This is a genomic window from Pseudomonas sp. W2Aug9 (genome assembly GCF_023127755.1).
Classification (GTDB): Bacteria; Pseudomonadota; Gammaproteobacteria; order Pseudomonadales; family Pseudomonadaceae; genus Aquipseudomonas; species Aquipseudomonas synxantha_A.
Map to the genome: position 1 here is coordinate 336,885 of NZ_SPKL01000020.1, position 16,215 is coordinate 353,099.

The following is a 16,215-nucleotide window of genomic DNA, read 5'->3' on the forward strand; positions in this document are numbered from 1 at the left end:
CCTGAACGAACCTGAACATTCACGCTTTTATCGACTTGCGGGCCACACCACTGCCGGGATCAGGCGAACGTAGACCAACTCGGCCACCAACTCGACGAGGGTTTGCAGGATCACCGCCGCGGCAGCCAACCCGCGCATGTCCTCCGGCAAGGCCAGCGCCAATGGCAATACCACCAGCGAGTTGCGCGTCGAAGCACTGAACGTCACCGCCCGTGCACTTGGCGCAGGCAGCGCAAACAGTCGCGCAGCCAGGATCCCCATCAACGGCGCCAGCAGTACGAAGCCCAGGTAGATCGCAAGCACTGGCAGCAACAGGTCGAAGTCGCGCATCACCGATGTGATTTGCGACCCGATCACCACGAACAGCACCAGGGCCATCGCCGGCACCGGCAACCACGCCCACGCACTGCTCCATTTGTCGACCAGCCTTGATCGTCGCGCCAGGTAGGCCGTCAGCACAGCCAGCAGCATCGGCACCACGATCAACAACAGGAATGCCTCGATAAACGGGCCGATCTCAACCACCACACCCGAGTGTGCGCCCAGCATAAAACCCAGGTACACCGGCAGCAGTGCCAACTGCAACAGCAACAGCAACGGTGTGGCCGCCAGCATCAACCGCGAATCGCCCTTGCCGATGTGGGTGAACACCACCACGTAATCAATACAGGGCGTCAACAACACCAGTAATGCCCCCACCAACAGCGCGGGATGCCCCAGCAGGCCACGGGTCAGCGCCCACACCAGCAATGGCACCAGAACAAAGTTGGCCAGCAACAACGCCGAGACAAAGCGGATATTGCCCAAACCCTGGCGCAGATCGAGGAAAGGAATCTGCAGGAACATCGCGTACATCAATACCGCGATGGCAGGTGTGATCAATGCGCTCAAACCGTGAGCCACTAGAGGCGCGAACACACCACAGGCAGCGGCCAGCAGGATGGCGACAAAATAGAAGGGGATCTGGTTATGCTCAAGGGCATCGCGGGTCATGAAGACGCTCTGGCAGATGACAAAGGCGTAGCCTATTGATCTATGGCCTGGCGGTCGAGCGCGATAAGCGACCAAACCCCGCCCGGATTTCCTTGGGATTTGCCCCAACCTGCGCTTCAATACTCCACCCCGATCCAGAACCCAAGGATGTTGAGCCCATGGCTTCGCCGAACAAGCAGCAAAAACGCGCCCAGCGGGCAAAGACCAAGGCCAAGCAAAACCGCACCCAGCGCGCCGTCGCGGCCAAGCCGGATGCGTTCGCCGGCGACGACAGCCGCATCGATCTTGAATCGGTGGACTTGACCGAACTGTTCGTCGAGATGCGCACCGCAGGCGAGATCAGCCAGCAGGCACTGTGCGCGGTATTCCTCGCACACCCGCTGTTGGCGCTGGTGCTGGAGCAGGAAGGCGAAGAGGAAGCGACCGACTTCATCCTGGCGGCGCTGATTGAATATCGGCAGTGGGCCACTAACAGCGATGACGAGGCCGCTGCGTTGGCGTGGATCGAATCGCCGCAGTTCCAGGCGGACTATATAGCAGCATCCCAGGCGCTGACAGCCTCAACAGACTGACACATACAAAATGTGGGAGGGGGCTTGCTCCCTCCCACATTTGCACCACATTCCGTCAGTTGAGCACTGCTGCACCTGATTTCTGGGCCTTGCCGCAGCTTGCCACTACCAATACCACCTGCAAGCTCAGCATCTCAGTCGCTGACAACCTCAGCAGACTGACGCGCATCAAAATGTGGGAGGGGGCTTGCTCCCGATGGCAGAGTCTCAGTCGACATCTCAGTGACTGACACACTGCATCGGGAGCAAGCCCCCTCCCACACTTGCATCACATTCCGTCAGTTGAGCACTGCTGCGCCTAGCTTCTGGGCCTTGCGGCGGCTCGCCACGAACAACCCCGCCAGCACTACCAGCAAGCTCAGGATCCCGGTGGCGATGATCTCGACCCGGTGCGCTTCTTGGAACAGCATGATGGTCAAGGTGCCGACGATAAACACCATCACCGCGTAGGTCAGTCCAGGAAACAGCCACATCTTGAACACGATCTGCTCGCCCGCCGCCGCACGCTTTTGACGCATGCGCAGTTGCGACACGGCAATCACCAGGTACACCAGCAACGCAATGGCGCCGGAGCTGGCCAGCAGGAATTCGAACACGGCCGCCGGGGCCACGTAGTTGGCAAATACCGCGAGGAACGCCGCGCCGGTGGACAGCAACACCGCCCAATAAGGTGTACCACTTTTGTTGGTGCGCTTGGCCACCGCTGGTGCATCACCGCGACGCCCGAGGGAGAACAACATACGCGAGGCGGTGTAGAGCGCCGAGTTGAGGCAACTGGTAACAGCCACCAGCACCACCAGGTCGACGATCAGCTTGGCATTCGGGATGCCCATGCGCTCAAGTACCGTCTGGTAGGAACCTACGGCCGCCAGGGTCGGATCGTTCCAAGGCACCAGCGACACGACAATGAAGATCGACAGCAGGTAGAACAAACCAATCCGCCAGATGACCGAGTTGGTGGCCTTGGTGATTTGCTGGCCGGGGTTCTTGGATTCCGCTGCAGCGATGGTCACGATCTCAGTGCCCATGAACGAGAACATGGTGGTCAGGATCGCTGCCAGAACCGCGCCCATCCCATTAGGCATAAAGCCCTGGGTATCGAACAGGTGCGAAACACCGCTGACCTGGCTGGTGGGCAAAAAGCCGAAAATCGCGGCCAGGCCGAGGATTACAAAGCCGACGATGGCCACGACTTTAATCAACGCAAACCAGAACTCGAACTCACCGTAGTTCTTCACGCTGAACAGGTTGGTTGCCGTCAGCAACAACGTAATGACCAGGGTAAACACCCAAATCGCCACGTCGGGGAACCAGGCGTGCAGGATAGTCGCCGCCGCGTTGGCTTCCAACGGAATCACCAGCACCCAGAACCACCAGTACAACCAACCAATGGTAAACCCAGCCCAGTGACCGATTGCGCGGTCGGCATAGGTAGAGAACGAACCGGTATCGGGTGACGCAACAGCCATCTCGGCCAGCATCCGCATCACCAGCACCACCAACGTACCGGCGGCCGCGTAGGCCAGCAGCACGGCGGGGCCGGCGGCAGCAATCGCATGGCCAGAGCCGACAAACAAACCTGCGCCGATTACGCCGGCAATCGACAGCATGGTGACATGCCGCGGCTTGAGCCCCTGTTCGAGGTCATTGGAGCTTTGAGTACTACTCATTGACACACCTTTGCGAGGAATTGCGAAAACGGGTTCGCCCGGCCTGCAGCCTTTCTCGTGAAAAGAATCCAACAGGGCGTTCTTTATTTTTTACGCAAGATTTGCGCCAAAATGTAACAGAGCCGCCATTGACGCGGGCTGTAGGACAATTCATCAGCGCTCGCAAGTCTTTGAGAATCATGGCATTCCGCTATAGCGTTACCGTGCGACTCACCTTCAAGCCAATCAGGCGCACCAAAAACACACATAAAAAGTACGTGACGCCCCATAAACGGGCTGATATGGACCGTTTGCCCGGTTAACCCTTCCAACACCCGGCCAAAGCTGGCACCATCGCGCCCTTTTTTACGCGAAGCCTGTGGATCTTTCCGGTTCAAACGTCTGTAGGTTGTTGATGGCGCGACACGCTACTGCGCCGATGCGACACACTGCCGCAGACCACCAGTTAACCGTCCGCAGCGCTGTTGGCTGTCATCCAAACGCTATGCTAGCTTGGCGCCTCGCCAGGAAGGCGGCCCAACAGCGAAGATCGCAACGAACACAATGAGGACCGCACATGGCCCAGGCCACGCCCGCGCTTGAAATCCGCAACTTGCACAAACGCTATGGTGAGCTTGAGGTACTCAAGGGTATCTCGCTGACCGCTCGCGACGGCGATGTGATCTCGATCCTGGGTTCCTCCGGCTCCGGCAAGTCCACCTTCCTGCGTTGCATCAACCTGCTGGAAAACCCGCATCAGGGCCAGATCCTGGTAGCCGGCGAAGAGCTCAAGCTCAAAGCCGCAAAAAACGGCGAGCTGATGGCCGCCGACGGAAAGCAGATCAACCGCCTGCGCAGCGAAATTGGTTTTGTGTTTCAAAACTTTAACCTGTGGCCGCACATGAGCATCCTCGACAACATCATCGAGGCCCCTCGTCGCGTGCTCGGCCAAAGCAAGGCTGAAGCAATAGAAGTGGCCGAGGCCTTGCTGGCCAAGGTCGGTATTGCCGACAAGCGTCACGCCTACCCTGCACAACTCTCCGGCGGCCAGCAACAACGGGCGGCGATCGCGCGCACCCTGGCGATGCAACCTAAAGTCATCCTGTTCGATGAACCCACGTCGGCGCTTGACCCGGAAATGGTTCAGGAAGTACTTAATGTGATCCGCGCACTGGCCGAAGAAGGCCGCACCATGCTGCTGGTCACCCACGAAATGGGCTTCGCCCGCCAGGTATCCAGCGAAGTGGTGTTTTTGCACCAGGGCCTGGTCGAAGAGCAAGGATCGCCACAGCAGGTGTTTGAAAACCCGCTTTCGGCGCGCTGCAAACAATTCATGTCCAGCAACCGCTAACGGAGCAACATGCATGCAGACCTATAAGAAATTCCTTCTGGCCGCGGCCGTCTCGATGGCGTTCAGCGCCACGGCCATGGCAGAAACCTTGAAAATGGGGATCGAAGCGGCTTACCCGCCCTTCAACAATAAAGACGCCAGCGGCAACGTAGTGGGCTTCGACAAGGACATCGGCGACGCCCTGTGCGCCAAGATGAAAGTCGAGAAGTGCGAAGTGTATGTGTCCGACTGGGACGGCATCATCCCTGCCTTGAACGCCAAGAAGTTCGACTTCCTGGTGTCTTCGCTGTCGATCACCGATGAGCGCAAGCAAGCGGTTGACTTCACCGACCCGTACTACTCGAACAAGCTGCAGTTCATTGCGCCAAAAGCCACGGCAGACTTCAAGACTGACGCCGCTTACCTGAAGGGCAAGGTGATCGGTGCACAGCGTGCGACGCTGGCCGGTACCTACCTGGAAGACAAGCTGCCGGACACCGAAGCCAAGCTCTACGACACTCAGGAAAACGCCTACCTCGACCTGACCTCCGGTCGCCTTGACGGCATCCTCGCCGACAAGTACGTGCAGTACGAGTGGCTCAAGAGCAAAGACGGTTCGGCCTATGAGTTCAAAGGCGACCCGGTGGTAGAAAGCGACAAGATCGGTATCGCCGTGCGCAAGGGCGACCCATTGCGCGAGCGCCTGAACAAAGCCCTGGCAGAGATCAAGGCAGACGGCACCTACAAGAAGATCAACGACAAGTACTTCCCGTTCAGCATCGAATGATCTGAACGGCCTGCCCGGCGCGCTCCTGTGGGCGCGTCGGCTTTTAGCAATGCCTGCCGCGATATGAAAACACCATGAATTTCGATCTCTACGGATTCGGCCCGGCCCTCGCCGCCGGCGCGCTGATGACCGTCAAACTGGCGCTCACGGCCCTGTGCCTGGGGCTGGTGCTCGGCCTTGCCGGCGCCTTGGCCAAGACTTCGCCGTACAAGCCGCTGCAATGGCTGGGCGGTGCGTATTCGACCATCGTTCGCGGTATTCCCGAATTACTGTGGGTGCTGCTGATTTACTTCGGCACCGTCAACCTGATGCGCGCCCTGGGTGAGTTTTTTGGCAACCCCGACCTGTCGCTGAGTGCCTTCGCCGCCGGCGTCATCGCCCTGGGCCTGTGCTTCGGCGCCTACGCCACCGAAGTGTTTCGCGGCGCGATCCTTGCCATTCCCAAGGGCCACCGCGAAGCCGGTGTGGCATTGGGGCTGTCGAAATTTCGGATTTTCACCCGGTTGATCATGCCGCAGATGTGGCGTATCGCCCTGCCGGGCCTGGGCAACCTGTTCATGATCCTGATGAAGGACACCGCCCTGGTGTCGGTGATCGGCCTTGAAGAGATCATGCGCCACGCGCAAATCGGCGTGACCGTGACCAAGCAGCCATTCACCTTCTTCATGGTCGCGGCGTTCATGTATCTGGGCCTGACCGTACTGGCGATGACCAGCATGCACTTCCTGGAAAAACGCGCCGCCCGCGGCTTTGCAAGGAGCACCCAATGAGCGGCGACTACAGCTGGCTATCGCACTTTGACCTGGGCCTGAACTGGGCCGTGATCATCAAGTGGCTGCCGAAGTTAGCCCAGGGCGCCACCCTGACCCTGGAGCTGGTGGCAATCGCCGTGATCGCCGGCCTGCTGCTGGCGATTCCACTGGGTATCGCGCGCTCTTCGCGCCGCTGGTACGTGAGCGCCCTGCCCTATGGCTACATCTTCTTCTTCCGTGGTACGCCGTTGCTGGTGCAGTTGTTCCTGGTCTATTACGGCCTGGCGCAGTTTGATGCGGTGCGCAACAGTTTCATGTGGCCGTACCTGCGCGATCCGTTCTGGTGCGCCACCGCGACCATGACCCTGCACACCGCCGCTTATATCGCCGAGATCCTGCGCGGTGCAATCCAGGCCATTCCGCCGGGCGAGATCGAAGCAGCGCGGGCATTGGGCATGTCCAAACCGAAAACGCTGTTCTACATCATCCTGCCCCGCGCCTCACGCATCGGCCTGCCGGCCTACAGCAACGAAGTGATCCTGATGCTCAAGGCCAGCGCCCTGGCGAGTACCGTGACCCTGCTGGAACTGACCGGCATGGCGCGCACCATCATTGCCCGCACTTACCTGCCGGTAGAGATTTTCTTCGCCGCGGGCTTGTTCTACCTGTTGATGGCCTACGTGCTGGTGCGCGGTTTCAAACTGCTGGAAAAGTGGCTGCGCGTCGATGCGTGCCAAGGACGTTGAGGCACGCTTCCAGGCACTGGATGCATTCCTGATCGAGTACCAAGGGCTGTGGCGACCACGGCCCTTTACTCAGTTGCAGTTGCCCTGGGAAACCGAGCATCTCGAGTTATCCCAGTGGCTGCGTCGGCGTTCGTTGGCCGAAGCTGAAGCTAGTCACAACCACCCCCACGACCTGCCTGCGCCTGCACCGTTTCCACAGCTGGCCGCTCAAGCACTGCGCCTGAGTGCTGTGGATAAGTTACCCGCCCACTCACTGGACCCCGCTCGCCACCGTTTGAATGTGGACGTGCCCGGGCGCAAGTGGCAACAGATCGAAGCCTTCGGCGCCGCACTGACTTTTGCCCAGACGCCTGCCCACTGGCTGGACTGGTGCGCCGGCAAAGGCCATCTTGGCCGCCGCCTGCTGCAACCCGGCCAACGGTTGACCTGCCTGGAATATGACCCGGCCCTGATTGCGTCCGGCCAAGCCCTGAGCGATCACCACGGCTTGCCCGCTGCCCATTGCCTGCAAGACGTGATGGCCGATGTAGCGATCGACCCCGAACACACACCTGTGGCCCTGCACGCCTGCGGCGACCTGCACGTGCGCCTGCTGCAACTGGCCAGCGCCGCTGGCTGCAAACAATTGGCGCTGGCGCCCTGCTGCTACAACCGCATCAATGCCGAGCGCTACCAGGCACTGTCCGCCGCCGGGCGCGCATCCCTGCTAACCCTGTCGATCGACGATCTGGGATTACCCCTGAGCGAAACCGTCACCGCCGGCAACCGCGTGCGCCAGCAACGGGACACCTCCATGGCGCGGCGCCTGGGCTTTGATCGACTACAGCGGCAACTGCGCGGCTGCGACGACTACCTGCCGACGCCCTCCCTGCCCACCAGTTGGCTGGATAAATCCTTCGCCGACTACTGCCGCGAGCTGGCAAACCTCAAGAATTTATCCACAGGTGAACAAGACTGGCCGGCGCTCGAAGCCCACGGCTGGCAGCGCCTGGCCGAAGTGCGAAACCTGGAGTTGGTAAGGGGTTTGTTTCGACGCCCACTGGAAATGTGGCTGGTGCTGGACCGCGCACTTTTTTTGAGCGAAAAGGGCTACAACGTCGAGGTCGGCACCTTCTGCGAACCAACGCTCACCCCGCGCAACCTGATGGTGCTGGCCCAGCGCGAATAAGGTGCAAAATTCGCTGCACGCGCCCTGTGGATAACTCTGTTGATGGAATCTTTGCAGAAGCTGTAGCAATGGGCGCTGAACGCCAAAAGCGAGGCTGGTCATTTTTTGTTCACAAAATAAAACGCACACAAAACAGGCAGTTGCAGCGTGTTGAGAACGGCTGCACAAAATGGCTGTTTCGTGACAACTGTTACCAACCGATTGTGCATAAGCATCAAACGTTAAACGTATAAAGCGGACTTTGCAGGGTGGTTTTTGGCGGTTTCAGCGGGCGGAGAACCTCGTTGGGCGCCGGATCGCTCAGGTGCGCGGGGTAACTGGCATGACGCGGAAGTGACGGCTTTTTACGCTGCTACACCGTGTGGAAAACACGCTAATCGCAAGAAACCTTGGTTTTTGCAAAAATAGTCAGAATTCAGGGGTTTACAGAACCTTTCCAATCGCTATAATCGTCGCCCTAACACGCCGGTATAGCTCAGTTGGTAGAGCAACTGACTTGTAATCAGTAGGTCCCGGGTTCGACTCCTGGTGCCGGCACCATACAAAACGAAGCCTCCACAGAAATGTGGGGGCTTTGTTGTTTCTGGGGATCTATATTCCTCACCTCTGACGCCACCCTTTCAAAGCCTCTGAAATTGCGATGTGCTGTACCAGAAGTCCATTTTTTGAGCTTTATGCTAAATTATGAACTGGCAATAATTATGGCGTATCCATAAAAAGGGATAATTGCATGAGCAGCATATTTCAGCGCCCTGAATTGGCTGAATCGATGGCGAACCAGCTTCTGAACCCAGGCGTGCTTGATGAAGGCTTGCGCTCAGGCCTTTTTCTGTCTGGCCTGCGCCGCACGGGTAAAACGACTTTTCTGAGAAATGACCTGATCCCAGCCCTGGAAGCAGCAGGCGCCCTGGTGATCTACGTCGACCTCTGGAGTGACACGCTGGCCAACCCGGCAACGCTCGTACACAACGCGATCTACAAAACCTTGAAAGAACTACAAACCCCAGGCTCGTCGGCACTGGAGATGCTCAAGCGCGTCAGCAACGTCGACCTCGGCGCAGCAGGATTCAAGTTCGGTTTCAAGCTCGACAGCGTCGGTAACCCAGACGGCCCGACATTGGCTCAAGCCCTGACAGAGGTGGTCGACCAAGCGAAGACTGATCTGGTGCTGATCATCGACGAAGTGCAACACGCCATTTCCTCTGATGACGGGAATCAGCTGCTACTGGCACTCAAGGCTGCACGTGATGCGATCAATCCACGCCCTGATACGCCAGGATATTTCCTCTTTATTGGTACTGGCTCTCATAGGGCGCAAGTAAGTGAGCTAACCGCCAAACGCAATCAGGCATTTTCCGGCGCCACGTCAGCTGCGTATCCGCTGCTAAAAGGTGATTACGTCGAGTTTCTGCTCAATCGTCTTGCGATGACGGTAAAGAAAGAAAAGCTCCCCTCTCTCGAAGTTGCCATCGAGGCATTCAACACCTTGGGGAATAGACCTGAGGAAATGCTAAAGGCCCTGCGCCAACTCTTGCAGCAGGAGGGTGATCCCGACCTTTTCCTCCCCGTGATTGCAAGCACATTACGCTCGGCGGCAGCGAATATTGAGCTTGAAAAAGTCGAGCAACTGGGCAGCCTCGCTCAGGCGATTTTCAACAAAATCGCCGCAACCGAAGGGGATGCCCGCGGGATATTCTCTATTGATGCAGCCGCTGAGTATTCAAAAATGGTCGGCCGCGAGGTGCGGGTTGAAGAGATTCAACCGGTAGTAATTGCACTGGTGGCGGAGAACATCATCATGCGGCGCGGGCATGGAATTTACGCGATTACGGATCAGTTTGTTCAGGAGATTTGGTTGGAGGAGCGGGCGTTGATAGAGGGGAGTTAGGGAGCACTCAAAATAAATCTGTCACCTTTTTCGTCACCTTTTTCCTTCGGCATGGTCAATGCGCACAGTGATGGGTGGCAGGCGTTTGTCTGCGGGTGTCGATTGCCAAGCGGAAGCAAATAGAGTCTTGAAAATGGTCGTATTCGCCAGAGGCACAAGCACACCGTATTCACACGGAAAATGAACGGCAGTTCACCTTGAAATCATCCCGCTCATCGAGCCCCCCCCTAACCCACTACTTGATTTAGTGGATGAGCATCGGCATCTTTGCAAACATTAACGACTGGCCTTTTGCCAGGTCGACGAAAACCAGCTACTGAGGCTGGTAGGTGAGCTATGGAACGCTATTTAGACCCCGATAGGATTTTGTCAGGGGACAAAGACGAAAATTTCTATTTTTTTACAGAGTTCAGAGATCTGCTCGTTCTTCTGATCAACACGTCCTTCAGTAACTTACCAAGCCCTGTCAGGCTCGACAGGAACGGTCGTTTAAAATCGACAGCGGAGGTATTTGGTATTTTAAAAACCAAAGAACTTCACATCAATCACGTAGGTTTTCCCGGAGACTGGGAGGGTGAGGAAATAATAAAAATCCTAGAACACTTCGGTAGCATACGCTTCACCCAATGCCAATTTTACCTAAAAAAAATAGATTTACGGTCGCCCAGAATCTCATTTTTCGAATGTCGATTTAGTGCCACGCACGAGGTTCTCAATGTAAGACTACGCAAAGACCATAGCTATGATGACTGCATTTATCAAAACTGCATATTCGATGGAGATCTGCATTGCGGGATTGATGACGAGAAAGAAAGAACTATAATTCAACACCCTCTATTTTCAAAATGCACGTTCTCAAAAAATTTAAAATTAAGAAATGTAGAACTTGAGGGTTATTTATTTGACCCAGACCAACGGTACCCCACAACACTTCACAGCATTACTGCAACAAACTGCATTTTTCAATCCGGCACATATCTCAACATTAAAAATTTAATGGACGCAGCAGTTTTTCGCTCATGCATATTCAAAGGGAAATTTGAATTCAAACGGAACCGTATCGGAGCATTGATAATTAACAACTGCAACTTCGAAAAAGTTGCCGACTTCCATGGAAGTCTATTTCTACGTTTCAAAATAAACAAAAGTATCTTCAGCACATTTGCAGGATTTGAAAACTGTATCTTTGGTCAAACGCCGCTTGAAGAAAAAAAGGCAACAAAACTAGCGCGAGCCTCGCGAATAGTCGCAGACTTCAGCTATGTAACATTTCTTGAGCACTCAAGCTTTCGAAATGCTGTTTTTGTAACGGGATTAAATATAGAAAAAATAAATACAATTGAGCCGCCAAACTTTCACAACACCCAAGTCTCCTTCGAACACACAAACAGGGAGACATTCAGAATAATAAAGCATGCACTGGATGCTCATGGCTCTCATATAGAAGCAAACAAATACTTCGCTTTAGAAATGAAGAAATTTCAAAAAGAGTTAAGCACAAATTTTTGGGACAGCTTAATCTACAAAATAAACGGGCTCACGTCAGATTTTGGCCAAAGCTATCTACGTGCAACTTCGTGCATTATTATTCTTTCTATCACCTTCAGTTTATTGAGCCTAGGCCAAGAAAATAACATCCTGTACAAAATTTATCCTCCTGCGAATGACATTATCCGTTTCATCTCAAGCTTATTTAACGGCTTTGCATCTGGCTTTCTACCATTCAAACAATTCCTACGCACAGACATGGAATTTATTAGTCTAATATTTTACATAATGTTCGGTATTCTTATTTGGCAAACCATCATAGCAGTCAAGCGGCTTATCAAACGATAGTGCTTAATGAATAGCATATAAAATATATCTCCCGAGACCGTTGCCGAGCGCTTAACCATCAGTAAGCGCTTCATAAACCCGCACAAAAGCCACTACCTAATCTGCGATGCTATGCTCCCGATTCCGTTCCAGCGTTTGCTTTCGGCTCATCAGGAAAGGCAGCTAGTTGCTTGGGCCCCACTCGTTGACCGCTCGGACTTATCCCAAGAGATAGGCGCCGCTACTCTGCGACTCTTTAAGTATCAGCTTCTGGCCGAGGCTGTGTAGAAACGTTTTCTATCGGTGCGCCTAAGCGGAATGCCTAATCTATAAAATTCATAACCGGCCCTTCAATCTCATCTCTCAACACAGAGGGCACACAACCAATCCATTTTCCCGATTGCTCCCCAAGCCCCACCACGCTACCCTCCCTCCTGTCGCTGCCAATTCAGCGACCGGGCCTGAGAACCCGGCAAGATGCAGGCGCACCAAGCGCCCCCAAACCCGATTTGCAGGCGTTTTTTTCGTCCTACAATTCGTGCAATGGCGGCTGTGCGTGGGAGACCTTCGGGTCTGCCGGGTTCCTGTATCTCCGGTTTCTCAGCCTGCGCATAGCTGCCACCCATTCGCCTGAGAACGAACGTGGTAGCTCTCACTAGATACGGGAGTTCTACCAATGACCGCTCCAAATCCATCCGTGTTAACCACCCTCGGCGTCACCCCCTTTTCCTTTCACTCCGACCAACCTCTGTTCCGCGTCAACAGCGGTGTTTCCCTGCATGAAGCCTTGCATCACGTTTCTGACCTGCTCCACCTCGCCAAGCTGCTCGCAGAAGATGCGGCGATGACGAAGGACACGGACCGTTACGCCTGGGCGTCGCATTATTTGCAGGAGATGAGCAAGGCGGTGATTGATGATGTGGTGAAGGTGTTGGAGTCGCCTGGGAATGTTGAGCAATAAAGAAGTCGTGTGGTTCGCGGGCTGACGTCATCGCGGGCAAGCCCGGCTCCCACAGAGGAAAGCCCTGGCCTGAATAGGTCGGGGCTTTTTGCGAAAGGCGAGCCAAAGGCAATATGGCACTTAGCCACTTATTCGATTGACACCCCCTCCCCACTCCTTTAAAAACCCCGCCTTGCTTGCGCTTTTAATCGAGACATGGATGTTGTCCAACCCCCCGCTGTTCAAATACCGCCGCTATTGGCTGGCGGCTCTCATCGTGTTGCTGGCGATTCTTGATCCTTTCGGCCTGGCGAGTTCCAGCGACAAGGCGTCGGCGCAGTGGCTCAATCGGATGTTCGCCAGCCACTACCCGAGCCTTGGGCAGCAGCGGGTGGCGGTGGTGTTGATCGATGATGCCTACCTGATGCGTAACGACACCTCTTGGCCAATGCCCTACGGCGAGCAGAGCAAGTTGTTCAAGCGTTTGCTGGCGTACAAGCCGCGGGCGGTGTTTGTGGATTTGCTGTACAGCCATGACCACTCGTTGGGCGACCCGACGCGGGGCAGTCAGTTGCTGGCGAATGTGTTTGAGCGTTATCAACGCCAGGGCATCCCACTGTGGTTGGCCAATACCGGGTTGACGCGTGCGGAGGCGGGCCAGGCCAATACGCTGGCGCCTTTTATGCAGGTCAGCCGCCCAGCGCTGGTGGTATGGGAAGGGGTGGACGACAAGTACCCGCTGGCCATGCACACACAGGCGGGGCTTTTGGAAACCCCAGCGATGGCGCTGTACCGCGAGTTTTGTGCCACGCAACATTGCAAACTGCCACCGGTGGATGCGCAGACCGCTGCGCAGCGCCAGCCCATTGCGGTGCAGTGGGGGCTGAAGTTGGCGGCGGAACAGGCGCGGATTGCCGATATCAGCCACTGCGCGCCCGCGCGACATTTTTTGCTGGATGGGGTGGCGCAGTTCTTTCAGGCCGTGTTCTGGAAGCTTGATGACTCGGCCCAGGCACGGTGCCCTTATACGCTGACATTGTCGGCCAGTGACCTGGAGGTCAGCGACCCCGACGACCAGGCATTGATTGCAGAGTTGCTGCGCGACCGCCTGGTGCTGGTGGGCGCCAATATCGCGTCCACGGGGGATCTGGTTGAGTCGCCGGTACATGGCCAACTCCCCGGCGTGTACTTGCACGCCATGGCCCTGGATAACCTGATCAATTCAGGCATGGACTACGACCATGAACCGGCCGACTTCCCCCGCTTGCCCTTCAATTGGCTGGACCTGCTCGAGCTCGGGCTGCTGGCGTTGATTGCCGTGCTCAAGGCGCTGCACGCACGGCGCCTGGCGGGCCATCGCACCTGGAGCCGCTGGCGGCGCCAGGAAATCTGGTTTTTTACCTCGCCGTGCCCATCGTGGCTGTTGGTGATGTCGATGTTGGCGGCGGTCAGTGTGTTGCTGAGCCTCAATGACATCACTCCGGTCAACGTGCTGGGCATTGTATTGCTGTCGTTGGTGTTGTTCAGCGAGCGGATCGAAGCCTTCTTCGACCGCGACCGCTGAGTGTGCCGTTTTGTCATTTGACTCAAGGAATTCAAGGATGAACAGAAGTCTCATCGTTTTGCTCACCGCCCTCTTCACCCAGGGTGCCTGGGCGGAAACTCACAGTATCAAAGCGTTCCTGGCCGACCCGGTGACCGTACTGGACGAGCAAGGCAAGCAACAACGTGAGTTGGCGAAAAAGGATGCGCCCACCCAGCCCGTACCGGTGTTGCAGTACAACCAGGCGCTGGACCTGGTGCAGGTCGAGCTGGCGGGCCAGAAGGTCTGGCTGGACACCATGGACCTGCGCATCGAACCACCGCTGAACGTCGTCGACCTGCCCTGCCAGGGCCTGACCAAAAGCCAGGCCAAAGACAGCCGCAATAACTCCACCATTGGTTTTGGTGCCGGTTGCAATCAATAAAAGGAGCGGTGCGGTGAAGGGATATCTAGTCGCGGCCAGCCTATTGGCCAGTTCGGTGCTCAGCGGTTGCGCCACCTTGAAGGGCGCGGACCAGGCGTTCCTGAACCTGGTGGGGCCTTCGACCCAATCCCGGGTCCAGGGCCACTACGTGGACAACACTGACGTACGCCAGTACTACAAGCTCGACCCACAGCGCCAGAGCCAACAGCGCCTGAGCTACGATGGGCGGGCGGTGCCGGCTGCCGAAGCGCGTCAGCAGAACCTGGTGGATATCCCGATGCTGCAAGCCTACTTGCAGGGCATTGTCACGCGCTTGTCCAAGGGCTGGCCGGGGGAGTTGCCGCCGCTGCAGGTGAAGATCACCGACAGTTATGGTTTCGGGCCATCGGCAGACCCTTACGGCAACCTGTTCGTGCCGCTGGGTATGCTGGACAACGTCGCCAGCGAAGACGAAATCGCGGCGATGCTTGGCCATGAAATGAGCCACGTGTTGCTGCATCACCATGACCGCATGGCTGCCTTCCAGCAGCAGAAAGACATGTTCACCACCGTCGCCTCCACGGTCGCCTTGGCCACCATGGCTGCCGATACGGGCGTCGACCGCAGCTCCGGGACGATGAAACTGTTCAGTAAAGACCCGGCCGGCACGCAAAAGACCATCGGTAACACCGTGCTGTACACCGCACTGGCCAATACCTTTTCCGATCAGGTATGGAGCACCGCCTGGGGCCGCAGCCAGGAAGACCAGGCCGACCTGCTCGGCACCGACTTGATGATCCGCGCCGGTTACGCCCCGCGTGCCGCCACCCATAGTCTGGAGCGCCTCAACGACTTCCAGGGCAAGCAGAAACCCTTGCTCACGGGCTTCCTCACGGCGCGCAAGAATGCCATGCAGGATTCGCTGCAGCAGTTCAATCTCAACCAGTTCACCAAAGAGCTGGACGTGCTGGTCAAGGACGGCTTGACCACCGGCATCAACGCAACCACGCAATACTTCAACCGCTCGCACATGTCGGCGATGGACCGTGACACCGAGCTGCGCCAGTACTTGCAACGCGAATATCGCCAGGAACGCCGCGCTCGGGTCAACCCACAAAGCTGGTCGAAGATGAAGACTACACCGCAAGTGGCGAAGGCCTTACAGGGTTATAAAGACGCGTACTTCGCCATCGATGCCCTGGAGAAAAACAAAGTGCCGGATGCTGAAGGGTTTATCCGCAAGGCCCTGGCATCACCGGTCAAGGACCAGCCGAGCATTCGGCGCACGGCCTATACCGTGCGCCTGGCCCAGGGCAAAAACAGCGAAGCGGTGAAAGAGTTGCAGGCGATCAAGGACTGGTCCCTGGCCGGCCCCTCCACCTATGACTTGATGATCAGCTACCACCTCAAGCGGGGTGATGGGCAATCGGCCCTGGCGATGATCGACAAAGCTGAACGCAATCTGGGCTCGGAGGAGCTGTTCATCACCGAAAAGCTGTTGGCCAACCAGCAACTGCAGAATGCGCAGCAGGTGCAAACGGTGTTGCGCAAATGCGAGCAGTACCCGACACGCAAGGAAAACTGCAAGAAGCTCGCACCGGCCAAGGCCTAGGCGGCAACATTTGCTCC

General features: G+C 56.7%; 14 protein-coding genes and 1 tRNA gene. 13 read left to right on the plus strand and 2 right to left on the minus strand.

Annotated features, from left to right (window positions below; genetic code table 11):
- Window positions 1-27 precede the first annotated feature (27 nt).
- Complete coding sequence (locus tag E3O56_RS15160; RefSeq protein ID WP_032878372.1) at window positions 28-993, minus strand: arsenic resistance protein; 966 nt, start codon at window positions 991-993, stop codon at window positions 28-30.
- 158 nt (window positions 994-1,151) lie between these two features.
- Here E3O56_RS15160 and E3O56_RS15165 point away from each other — a divergent pair, with 158 nt between their 5' ends.
- A complete protein-coding gene (locus tag E3O56_RS15165) occupies window positions 1,152-1,565 on the plus strand; it encodes a hypothetical protein (RefSeq protein WP_248128486.1) in 414 nt (137 codons plus the stop codon).
- A gap of 278 nt (window positions 1,566-1,843) precedes the next feature.
- Here the strand turns inward: E3O56_RS15165 and gabP are convergent, their stop codons facing one another.
- Entirely contained in the window at window positions 1,844-3,235 is a 1,392-nt protein-coding gene (gene gabP / locus E3O56_RS15170) for a GABA permease (protein ID WP_103733963.1), read from the minus strand.
- Between the two features lie 556 nt (window positions 3,236-3,791).
- Here gabP and E3O56_RS15175 point away from each other — a divergent pair.
- The 12 genes from E3O56_RS15175 to E3O56_RS15230 all read left to right on the plus strand — a co-directional run bounded on the left by E3O56_RS15175 (window position 3,792) and on the right by E3O56_RS15230 (window position 16,198).
- Window positions 3,792-4,565, plus strand: a complete 774-nt coding sequence (locus E3O56_RS15175) for an ABC transporter ATP-binding protein (RefSeq protein WP_003187760.1) — start codon at window positions 3,792-3,794, stop codon at window positions 4,563-4,565.
- Window positions 4,566-4,578: 13 nt separating this feature from the next.
- A complete protein-coding gene (locus tag E3O56_RS15180) occupies window positions 4,579-5,331 on the plus strand; it encodes an ABC transporter substrate-binding protein (RefSeq protein WP_005783892.1) in 753 nt (250 codons plus the stop codon).
- 74 nt (window positions 5,332-5,405) lie between these two features.
- Window positions 5,406-6,101 (plus strand): ABC transporter permease, encoded by a 696-nt coding sequence (locus tag E3O56_RS15185; protein ID WP_005783890.1) that lies wholly within the window; start codon window positions 5,406-5,408, stop codon window positions 6,099-6,101.
- Between the two features lie 38 nt (window positions 6,102-6,139).
- Entirely contained in the window at window positions 6,140-6,829 is a 690-nt protein-coding gene (locus E3O56_RS15190) for an ABC transporter permease (RefSeq protein ID WP_032803763.1), read from the plus strand.
- Window positions 6,810-7,997 (plus strand): methyltransferase, encoded by a 1,188-nt coding sequence (locus tag E3O56_RS15195; protein ID WP_248128487.1) that lies wholly within the window; start codon window positions 6,810-6,812, stop codon window positions 7,995-7,997. The genes E3O56_RS15190 and E3O56_RS15195 overlap by 20 nt, the downstream gene beginning before the upstream one ends.
- A gap of 464 nt (window positions 7,998-8,461) precedes the next feature.
- Window positions 8,462-8,537 (plus strand) — tRNA-Thr (locus tag E3O56_RS15200).
- A gap of 190 nt (window positions 8,538-8,727) precedes the next feature.
- On the plus strand, window positions 8,728-9,885 hold the full coding sequence (locus tag E3O56_RS15205) for an AAA family ATPase (protein ID WP_148853104.1): 1,158 nt from the start codon (window positions 8,728-8,730) through the stop codon (window positions 9,883-9,885).
- A gap of 336 nt (window positions 9,886-10,221) precedes the next feature.
- Window positions 10,222-11,721 carry a hypothetical protein gene (locus tag E3O56_RS15210; RefSeq protein WP_148853106.1) on the plus strand — a complete coding sequence of 500 codons (1,500 nt, stop codon included), beginning with the start codon at window positions 10,222-10,224 and terminating at the stop codon, window positions 11,719-11,721.
- A gap of 655 nt (window positions 11,722-12,376) precedes the next feature.
- Window positions 12,377-12,661, plus strand: a complete 285-nt coding sequence (locus E3O56_RS15215; protein WP_248128488.1) for a DUF3077 domain-containing protein — start codon at window positions 12,377-12,379, stop codon at window positions 12,659-12,661.
- Between the two features lie 199 nt (window positions 12,662-12,860).
- Complete coding sequence (locus E3O56_RS15220) at window positions 12,861-14,204, plus strand: CHASE2 domain-containing protein (RefSeq protein WP_248128489.1); 1,344 nt, start codon at window positions 12,861-12,863, stop codon at window positions 14,202-14,204.
- 37 nt (window positions 14,205-14,241) lie between these two features.
- Window positions 14,242-14,607 (plus strand): hypothetical protein, encoded by a 366-nt coding sequence (locus E3O56_RS15225; RefSeq protein WP_032878382.1) that lies wholly within the window; start codon window positions 14,242-14,244, stop codon window positions 14,605-14,607.
- A 13-nt stretch (window positions 14,608-14,620) separates the two neighbouring features.
- On the plus strand, window positions 14,621-16,198 hold the full coding sequence (locus E3O56_RS15230; protein WP_248128490.1) for a M48 family metallopeptidase: 1,578 nt from the start codon (window positions 14,621-14,623) through the stop codon (window positions 16,196-16,198).
- The last annotated feature ends 17 nt before the right edge of the window (window positions 16,199-16,215 follow it).